Raw genomic sequence first — 8,437 nt, 5'->3', positions numbered from 1 at the left:
CAGCGCGGCGAGCTCCTCGTAGGAGGGCGCGGTCTGGTCGGAGGAGGTCACGGGTTCATCGTTGCAGCCCAGGGGTCCCTCTCGCAGGCGAACCGATCAACTCACCCAAAGACCTGAACAGTCACCACGACAGGACAGCCTGAACAGAGAATCACGCTACGTAACGACCGCTTACTCGGAAAGGCTCCATGTATGCGGCGAACACCGCTCGGTGGCCCTTTCCCCGATTTTCCCGGTGATCTTGCTGCCAGAAGCAATTTCGGCGCCGAAATTGCTTCTGGCAGCAAGATCATCCCCGATGAGCGACCTGGAATTCCAGGTGCCAATAAATTCCCCACCTGGTGGCCCGGTGGCCTGGTGGCGGGGTGCGACAAAAGACAGGGGGCACCCCTGACGAAAGTCATGAATTCAGTGCGAACCCCTGATAGCGCTTCCTTTCTTCGGCCTTTTCGCTTACAATGGAGTCATGACGATCTCTCCTGCAGCACCCACCCCCACCGGGAACACCCCGGTGGATGTTGCGGTGGACGCTGCCCGGGAAGAGAGCGCCGGCTTCTTCGGCCGCGACGTGCCCCTGGGGGCGGCGGGTGAGGTGTTGGACCAGGCCACCCGGGTGTGGGAACAGCTCGACCAGATCAAGGTGTCCATGGCCGCCCGGCTTGCCCAGCTGGAAGCCACCGGACAGCTGCTGGAGCAGGGCGGGCAGAAGAGCCTGGAGGCGTGGCTGCGCCACGCCTTCGGTATCCCCGCCGCCCAGGCCAATGACCTGGCCCTGATCGGCCGCGCCGAATTCCGTCAGGAAATGGTCCCCACCATCCAGGCGTTGCACTCCGGGGTTCTGTCGGTGGGTGAGGCCGCCGCGGTGATCAAGGGCGCCGATGCGGGTGTGGAGAAAAGGGAGAAGGGCGACCACCCCGACCCGGAGCTGTTCCGGGCGAAAATGGAGTTCGGGATCCTGGGGTTCAAGGAGTCGCGGCCGAACATGTCGGTGGGTCAGATCACCCGCTTTGCCCACCAGCTGTGCATGGGGCTCAACCCGAACAAGGTGGAGAAGGACCACGAGGCCGCCCATGCGGCCCGGGGTGCCCAGCTGGTCACCACCTTCGACAAAACTTTCCTGTTCCAGGTGTGGGGCTCGCCCGCTGACGCCCTGCGGATCCAGGTGGTGTTGGACAACTACCTGGTGCCTTTCCACCCCGAGGACGGGCTGTCCAAGTACGAGCGCACCTACGACGCTCTGATGGCCGCGTTGGGGTTCGCCCAGTCCCACCAGGGGTGCGAGACCCCGACTACGGCGACGGCGTTGATCAACATCACCGTGCCTGCCACGTCCCTGGCCGGGGATGAGGAAGCCGAAGACGCGGCACCGGCTACCACCGAGACCGGGCAGGTGGTGCCCATCTCGGTGGTGCGTGAGCTGCTGGGGGAGAGCTGGATCCGCCGGTTGGTGGTGGAGCAGAAGAACGGCCAGGTCCTGGACGTGGGTCGCTCGTGCCGGTTGGCCCCGCCCCGCATCCGGGCGGCCGCCTTCCACGGGCACACCAGCTGCGCATGGCAGTACGGGTGCGACGTGCCGCTGCCCTGGACTCAGGCCGATCACATCGTGGAGTTCTGGCAGGGCGGCACCACCAGCGCCGCCAATATCCAGCCGCTCTGCGCGACCCATAACCAGGTCAAGCACCGGTGGTCGGTGCGCCAGGACCGCCGAATGTGGTCCGGACGCAACCGAGGCCGCACCCAGGGCCGGGGCGGGGACCCGGATGGGGACCCAGCCCCACACCCAACCCCCTAACCACCACACCCCACCAAACACCCCGTCACCACCGGGCCCCTACCCGAACACGCCCATGCCCAGGCACCGAGTCCTCCACCCCCGGGTGTCCGCCGCACACCATGACCAGCCGCGACACCCCCAGGCGTCGAAGCGCCGGCGCAGTGGCCCACCCGGCCCAAGGCCGTGCCGTTCGGGGTTCGCAGCAGAGATTGACCGGCCGCGACACCGCCAGGCGTCAACGCTCCGGTGGAGTGGCGGTTGACGGCCGCCAGGCCGTGCTTGTGCCGTTGGGCCCTCCGGGCCCATCGCCACCCCGACCACACGTCCCCCGTTTCCTGATAGCCGCCAACCCGCCGTCGCAGCGAAGCGGGTCAAGGTGGAGCGCCAATGACGCGCGAAGCGCTCGATGGCGACGACCTTGAGGCGCGTAGCGGAGACGGCCACCATCGGGCGGCAGGAAACGGGGAAAACCACCCGCACAAGACTATGGACCCACGGGCATCCACGTCCATCCCCATAGCTCTATCCCGCCCAGGCCCCCACCTCTGCCCTCGTCCCGGCCCCGACCCCCATCTCTCCTCCCCTCCACGATGCCGCTTTCCATTGACAAGTTGCGGGACCATGGGTCAATCTTGTCAATGAAAAGTTCGCGCCGTTGAAGGGTCTGCCTTGGCACCTCTCATCACCCTCGTCTCCGTCGCTCTGCTGCTCGGGTGTGCCGGTGCCCTGGGAGTCCGGTCGCTACGCCCTTGGCGGGTTCCCTTGCGTGGGGGACTCGCCGCCATGTTCGTCGTGACCGGGGTGGTCCACTTCGCCTTTATGCGGGACGAGCTGATCGCGATGGTTCCGCCGCAACTCCCCGCGCCGGGCCTCCTGGTGACCGTCACCGGTGTGCTCGAACTCGCGGGGGCGGCAGGCCTGCTGTGGGGCCGGACCGCTCCTTGGGCCGCTGGAGGGCTGACCCTGCTGCTCATCGCCATGTTCCCGGCCAATGTGTACGCGGCGCTTGAAGGCCAGAGTGCCATGGCCAGCGACTCGCTTCTGGCGCGGACCCTGCTCCAAGTGCTCTTCGTGTCCGCGACTCTCGCTGTCGTGGTCGAACACGTCCGACGGCGGAACCCGGACGCGCGTACGAACAGCCTCATCAGCAGGGATATCCCGTAAGCTGCCAGGACGGTTTCTTGCACCCCCAGACTCGCTGTGCTGGCCAAGGCCCGCGCCTACGCCGACGAAGGCGACCTGCGGTTCGCCGCGCAGATGCTCAAGCACGCCGTGTTCGCGGAGCCGTCGAACCCCGACGCCAGGGAGCTGCTCGCCTCGGTCTACCAGCGGCTCGGCGAGGGAGCGGAGAACGCCACCTGGCGCAACTGCTACCTGACCGGCGCGAGTGAGCTGCGCGACGGTGTGGTGAAGACGGAGATCGGCTCGTCGATCCTGGCCGCCATGCTCACCGCCACCCAGCTCTTCGACACGATCTCCATCCGGCTCCATCCGGGTGAACGGCTCCAAGGCCGCCGGGACGCCGCTGGTCATCGACTGGAACATCACTGACCTCGGGAAGAGCTACCGCTCCCAGCTGTCCAACGGAGCCTTCGTCCACTGGCCCATCAATCGTCCACGACACCCTGCCCGATGACTTGTTCGAGCTCTGGCCAGAACACGAGCAGCCCACGGACGCCCTCGTCCGCCCCTACATGCTCCGGGAATGACGCCAAAGTCGCTCTGGCCTGCACTGCCCTAAGTGTCCAGCAGCTGGGTGACGGTGTGTTCTCCGATGGCGCCCAGCAGCGGGTGTTCGTCGGCGCTGATAGCCAGCAGGGCGGCGTAGAGGATCGCCCAGGCGCGGGCGCGGTGCCAGGTGTGTTCGTCGATCCCGGTCAGGTGGTCCAGGTCGGAGCGTAGGCGGGCGCGGTCCTCGGTGTTGAACGTCAGCCAGGCGACGGCGAGGTCGGAGGCGGGGTCGCCGGAGGTCAGGTCGCCGAAGTCCAGGACCGCGGCCAGGGCGAGGCGGCCCTCGGCGCGGGTGCGCGTATCGGTGCTCACCAGGATGTTCGCGGGGTGCAGGTCGCCGTGCAGCCAGAGCGCCGGACCGGTCCAGTCGGGGGTGTCGACCAGCTTCTCCCACAGGGCGAGCAGCTCGGCCCTGCGGGGGATGCCGCTGTCGGCGAGGCGCTCGCGCAGCTTGGCGTCGCGTACGCGCAGGGGCACGCCCCGGAACGGGTTCTCGGGCGCGTCGTCGGGTGCGGGCGCGTGCAACCGGGCAAGGAACCGGGCGAGCGGTTCGACCAGGTCGGAGCGCTCATCGACCGGTATCTCGGCGGCGGTGCGGCCCTCGAACCACGGGTTCACCGACCAGTGCCAGGGGTAGCCCTGGCCGGGTGCGCCCACGCGCAGCGGGGCGGAGACGGGGACACCCACCCGGTCGGCGATCCCGGGCAGCCACCGCTGCTCGTTCACCACCAGTTGCGCGGCGACCTCGCGCCTGGGCATGCGGACGCACATGTGCTGGCCCAGGGCCAGGATCGCGTTGTCCCAGCCGTTGGCGACCGGCGCGACGGGCAGTTCCGCGAGGTCGGGGTGCTGGTCCCGGAGCAGCCGGCGGACGAGTTCGGGCGTGATGGCGACTTCGGCCGGAGGGGTGCGCATCACCCCAGTATCGGACACTGGTGCCGGGTACCGGGTGGGGCTCAGTAGTAGACCGCGAGCGGTCCGTTCGGGCCGTCGATGACGTTCACCGGGGTCTCGAACACCCTGGTGAGGACGGTGTCGGTCATGATCTCCCGCGGGGTGCCGAACTCGACGACGGAGCCGTCCTTGACCGCGCAGATCCGGTCGGCGTAGTGGCCCGCGAAGTTGATGTCGTGCAGCACGATCACGATCGTGCGCTCCAACTCCTCGGCGGCGCGGCGCAGGTGCTTCATCATCTGTACCGAGTGGCGCATGTCGAGGTTGTTGAGCGGTTCGTCCAACAGGACGTATTCGGTGTCCTGGCAGAGCACCATCGCGACGTAGGCGCGCTGACGCTGCCCGCCCGAGAGCTGGTCGAGGTAGCGGTTCTCCAGGTCGGTGAGGTCCAGGAAGTCGATCGCCCGGCTGACGACCTCCTCGTCCTCCACGGTTAGCCGCCCCTTGGAGTAGGGGAAGCGCCCGAAGGCGACGAGCTGGCGCACGGTCAGCCGGGTGATGAAGTGGTTCTCCTGGCGTAGGACCGAGACGATCTTGGCCAGGTCCTTGGACGGCGTCTTCGTCACGTCGTAGCCGGCGATCTCGATGGTGCCCTCGTCGATGCCGAGCAGGCGCCCCACCATCGTCAGGAGCGTCGACTTCCCGGCACCGTTCGGACCCACCAGCGCGGTCACGCCGCCCTTGGGGATGGTGAGGTCCACGGGGCCGATCACGACCTCGCTGCTGTACTCCTTGCGCACACCTTCGAGGGTGATCACAGCCGGCCCTTTCTGAGGATGACGAACAGGAACACCAGGCCGCCGACGAGCTCGATGATGATCGAGACCACACCGTTGGCGTAGAAGATGTTCCGCATGACGAAGTAGGCGCCGCTGAGCACGACGAAGCAGGTCAGCGCGGCGACGGGGAAGACGTAGCGGTGGTCGTGGGTATCGGCGAACTGGTAGGCCAGGGTGGCCACGAGGAAGCCCAGGAAGGTCATCGGCCCCACGAGCGCGGTCGAGACCGCCATGAGGATCGAGACCAGGAACAGCACGCGCATGGTCTCGCGTCGGTGGTTCAGCCCCAGTCCCGTGCTCGCGTCCCGGCCCAGCGCGACCAGGTTGAGGCGTCGTGAGCTCAGTACCAGCAGGGCCGCCGCGGCCACACACAGCGGTACCGCGACCGGCAGGTAGTCGGCGTCGGCGTTGGCGACGTTGCCGAACAGGCGTGCCGCGAGAACGTCGAACTCACTCGGTGTGAGAAGGCGCTGCATGAAGGTCGACACCGAGGCGAGGCCACCACCGATGATGATGCCGATCAGCAGCATGACCTGGAGGTTCGCGTACTTGCCGGACAGCAGCCAGCCGTACAGCAGCATCGCGAAACCGACCATGAGCGTGATCTGCAGCAGGAACTGCGAGACCCCTTGGATCGCCATGATCCCGGCGACGCCGAGGAAGTACACCGCGCTGGTCTGGACGGCGATGTAGAGCGCCTCGAAGCCCATGATCGACGGGGTGATGATGCGGTTGTTGGTCACGGTCTGGAAGCTCACCGTGGCGATCGCCTGGCAGATCGCCACCACGGCCATGACCACGATGTTGGTGGCGCGCATCTCCGCGATGCGCCAGAAGCCCTCCGAGCCCACCGGCATCGGATTGTCCCAGGCCAGCAGGCCGAACGTGAACCCGGCCGCGAGCACCACGAGCACCGTGACGACGGTCCAGTAGCGGCGCCGGGCGCGTTTGGTGGGCAGGGTCCGGGAGGACCGCTCGGGCTGCGCGTCGAGCGGTGCGGTCACACGGGAAGGGCTCACAGGGGAAGCGGTCGACTCAGCCACGGCGGCGCTGCCTCAACAGGAGAAGGATGAACACGACGGCGCCGACGATCCCGAGGATGAGGGACACGGGCACCTCGAAGGGCATGATGAGGGTCCGGCCGATCAGGTCGCACACCGTGACGATGCCGATACCGAGCAGGCACACCCACGGAAGGTTGCTGCGCAGGTCGTCGCCGCGGAACATCGAGACGATGTTGGGGACGATGAGCCCGAGGAACGGCAGGTTGCCCACGATCACGGTCACCACGCCGGTCGCCACCGCGATGAGGCCGGTGCCCAGCATGATGATCCGGTTGTAGTTCAGGCCGACGTTGGTGGAGATCTCCTGGCCGAGCCCGGCGACCGTGAACCGGTCGGCCACGACGAACACCGCGACGGCCACGAACGCCACGATCCACAGCAGTTCGTACTGGCCTCGGAGAACCGAGGTGAAACTGCCCGCGAACCACACGCCGAGGTTCTGCAGCATGTCGGTCTGCAGCGCGATGAAGGTCGACACCGCGCTGACGACGGCGCCCAGCATGATGCCCACGATGGGGACGATCAGGGAGGAGCGCAGGGTGACCCGGCGCAGGAACAGGAAGAACACCATCGTGCCGATGAAGGCCGCCAGGACCGCGCCGAACATGCGGGTGCTGATGCTCGCGCCGGGGACGAGGATCATCACCGTGAGCAAGCCCAGCCCGGCCCATTCAGTGGTGCCGGTGGTGGTCGGCTCGACGAAGCGGTTCTGCGTCAGCAGCTGCATGACCAGGCCCGACATCGCCATTGCGGCGCCCGCCAGCACGAGGGCGATCGTGCGGGGGATGCGGGTGATCGCGAACATCTCGCCGCCGTCCTCGGCGCCGAAGAGGTCGTACACCCCGGTGGCCAAGGAGAGCGCGAGCAGGGCGCCCACGACGGCGATGCCGACGAGTAGTTTCCAGTCGAAGAGCCGCCCCTTGCGCCCTGTGCGCGACGAGGTAGGGGTGCGCGTGCGCGACGGGGAGGCGGGCGGGGCCGTCATGTCCGCCCTTCACAGCGGCACGCGCCGGCGGTGTTCTCAGCACCGTCGGCGCGCGCCGTTCGGATGAGCCGGATCAAGCCTGGTCCTCCAGCGCCTCGGCGAACGCAGTGAAGAAGTCCGTGTAGGTCTGGATGCCCTCGTTGGTGTAGGTGTCGATGGGCATGTGGACGATCTGCTCGTCCTCCACGGCGGTCACACCGGAGAGCGCCTCGGAGCTCGACAGGATGTTCTCGGCGGTCTCGTAACCGTCCTCGTCGGCGGCGACGGCGGCGTCGCGGTCCATCACGAGGATCCAGTCGGGGTCGGAGTCGGCGATGGCCTCGACGGAGATGTCGTCGCCCTGGTGGTCGTCGCTGGCTCCGTCGACCTCGAGGGCGGGGCTGAGCTCGAAGATGTCGAAGACCGGGCCCAGGGTGCGGCCGACGCTGGGGGCCAGGTACCCGATCTCTCCGCCGGAGGTGGTGACGGCCATGACGCTGTCGTCCTCGTCGTAGGCGTCGTTGACCCGCTCGATGGCTGCGTCGAAGTTGCCGATGAGGCTCTCGGCCTCGTCCTGCTTGTCGAAGACCTCGCCGAGCGCGGTGGTCTGGCGTTTGAGCTCGGCGTCGAAGGGCTCGTCCTCCTGCGGGTCGAGCTCCAGGACGGTGGCGTCGGGGACGAGGTCGGCGATGTCGTCTTGGTACTGGGTGAACCGCTGGCCGTTGATGACGAGGTCCGGTTCGGCGGCGACGATCGACTCGAGGTCGGGCTCGTTGTGAGTGCCGATGTCGATGATCGAGTCGTCCTGCGTGTAGTCGATCGTGTCGGGCATCAGCGAGACAGCGGCGGCGGACAGTTCGATGTCCCAGTCCGACAGCGTCTGGAAGGTGCGGTTGTCGAGCGCGACCACGGACTCGGGCGGAGCCGTCACCGACTGCGTGCCGTTGTTGTCCTCGATCTCGACCGTGGCGCTGTCCGCGGCCGAGTCGTCGGTGTCCTGAGGGGCGGACGAGCAGCCGGCGAGAACCAGGGCGGAGGTCAGGACGATCGAGAGTCCCGTGATAGGACGACCGGGGGATCTCATGGAGGTTCTCCTTCAGGTGATGTGAACAAAGGAGAGCCTAACCTAACTTTATTCGGTCCTGTGCAACGGAGTCCCGTTTGAGACGTT

Annotated in this window: 9 protein-coding genes; 4 read left to right on the top strand and 5 right to left on the bottom strand. The window is 67.3% G+C overall.

What is annotated here, in order from left to right; translation table 11 throughout:
- Nucleotides 1-466 precede the first annotated feature (466 nt).
- The 4 genes from ACYVDG_RS08630 (at nt 467) to ACYVDG_RS08615 (ending at nt 3,410) form a co-directional block, all read left to right on the top strand.
- The gene (locus ACYVDG_RS08630) at nt 467-1,792 is read left to right on the top strand and encodes an HNH endonuclease signature motif containing protein (RefSeq protein WP_460747944.1); all 1,326 of its coding nucleotides are present in this window, start codon (nt 467-469) and stop codon (nt 1,790-1,792) included.
- A gap of 651 nt (nt 1,793-2,443) precedes the next feature.
- A complete protein-coding gene (locus ACYVDG_RS08625; protein ID WP_460747942.1) occupies nt 2,444-2,938 on the top strand; it encodes a DoxX family protein in 495 nt (164 codons plus the stop codon).
- A gap of 36 nt (nt 2,939-2,974) precedes the next feature.
- Nucleotides 2,975-3,325 (top strand): alkyl sulfatase dimerization domain-containing protein, encoded by a 351-nt coding sequence (locus ACYVDG_RS08620; protein WP_460747939.1) that lies wholly within the window; start codon nt 2,975-2,977, stop codon nt 3,323-3,325.
- Nucleotides 3,270-3,410: an alkyl sulfatase C-terminal domain-containing protein gene (locus ACYVDG_RS08615; RefSeq protein ID WP_460747935.1), complete on the top strand. Its 141-nt coding sequence runs from the start codon at nt 3,270-3,272 to the stop codon at nt 3,408-3,410. The genes ACYVDG_RS08620 and ACYVDG_RS08615 overlap by 56 nt, the downstream gene beginning before the upstream one ends.
- A gap of 101 nt (nt 3,411-3,511) precedes the next feature.
- On the opposite strand, the gene ACYVDG_RS08610 is transcribed toward ACYVDG_RS08615, so the two are convergent.
- From ACYVDG_RS08610 to ACYVDG_RS08590, 5 genes are all read right to left on the bottom strand, one after another.
- Nucleotides 3,512-4,420: an aminoglycoside phosphotransferase family protein gene (locus ACYVDG_RS08610; RefSeq protein ID WP_460747932.1), complete on the bottom strand. Its 909-nt coding sequence runs from the start codon at nt 4,418-4,420 to the stop codon at nt 3,512-3,514.
- A gap of 41 nt (nt 4,421-4,461) precedes the next feature.
- Nucleotides 4,462-5,217: an iron ABC transporter ATP-binding protein gene (locus ACYVDG_RS08605; protein WP_460747930.1), complete on the bottom strand. Its 756-nt coding sequence runs from the start codon at nt 5,215-5,217 to the stop codon at nt 4,462-4,464.
- A complete protein-coding gene (locus tag ACYVDG_RS08600) occupies nt 5,214-6,257 on the bottom strand; it encodes an iron chelate uptake ABC transporter family permease subunit (RefSeq protein WP_460747927.1) in 1,044 nt (347 codons plus the stop codon). The genes ACYVDG_RS08605 and ACYVDG_RS08600 overlap by 4 nt, the downstream gene beginning before the upstream one ends.
- Before the next feature lie 16 nt (nt 6,258-6,273).
- A complete protein-coding gene (locus ACYVDG_RS08595) occupies nt 6,274-7,287 on the bottom strand; it encodes an ABC transporter permease (protein ID WP_460747925.1) in 1,014 nt (337 codons plus the stop codon).
- A 73-nt stretch (nt 7,288-7,360) separates the two neighbouring features.
- Nucleotides 7,361-8,350: a siderophore ABC transporter substrate-binding protein gene (locus ACYVDG_RS08590; RefSeq protein ID WP_460747922.1), complete on the bottom strand. Its 990-nt coding sequence runs from the start codon at nt 8,348-8,350 to the stop codon at nt 7,361-7,363.
- Nucleotides 8,351-8,437 lie beyond the last annotated feature (87 nt).

This window comes from Nocardiopsis oceani, from assembly GCF_054777395.1.
Note: the sequence above shows the minus strand (reverse complement) of the source record. Positions and strands in the feature narration are given on the sequence as shown.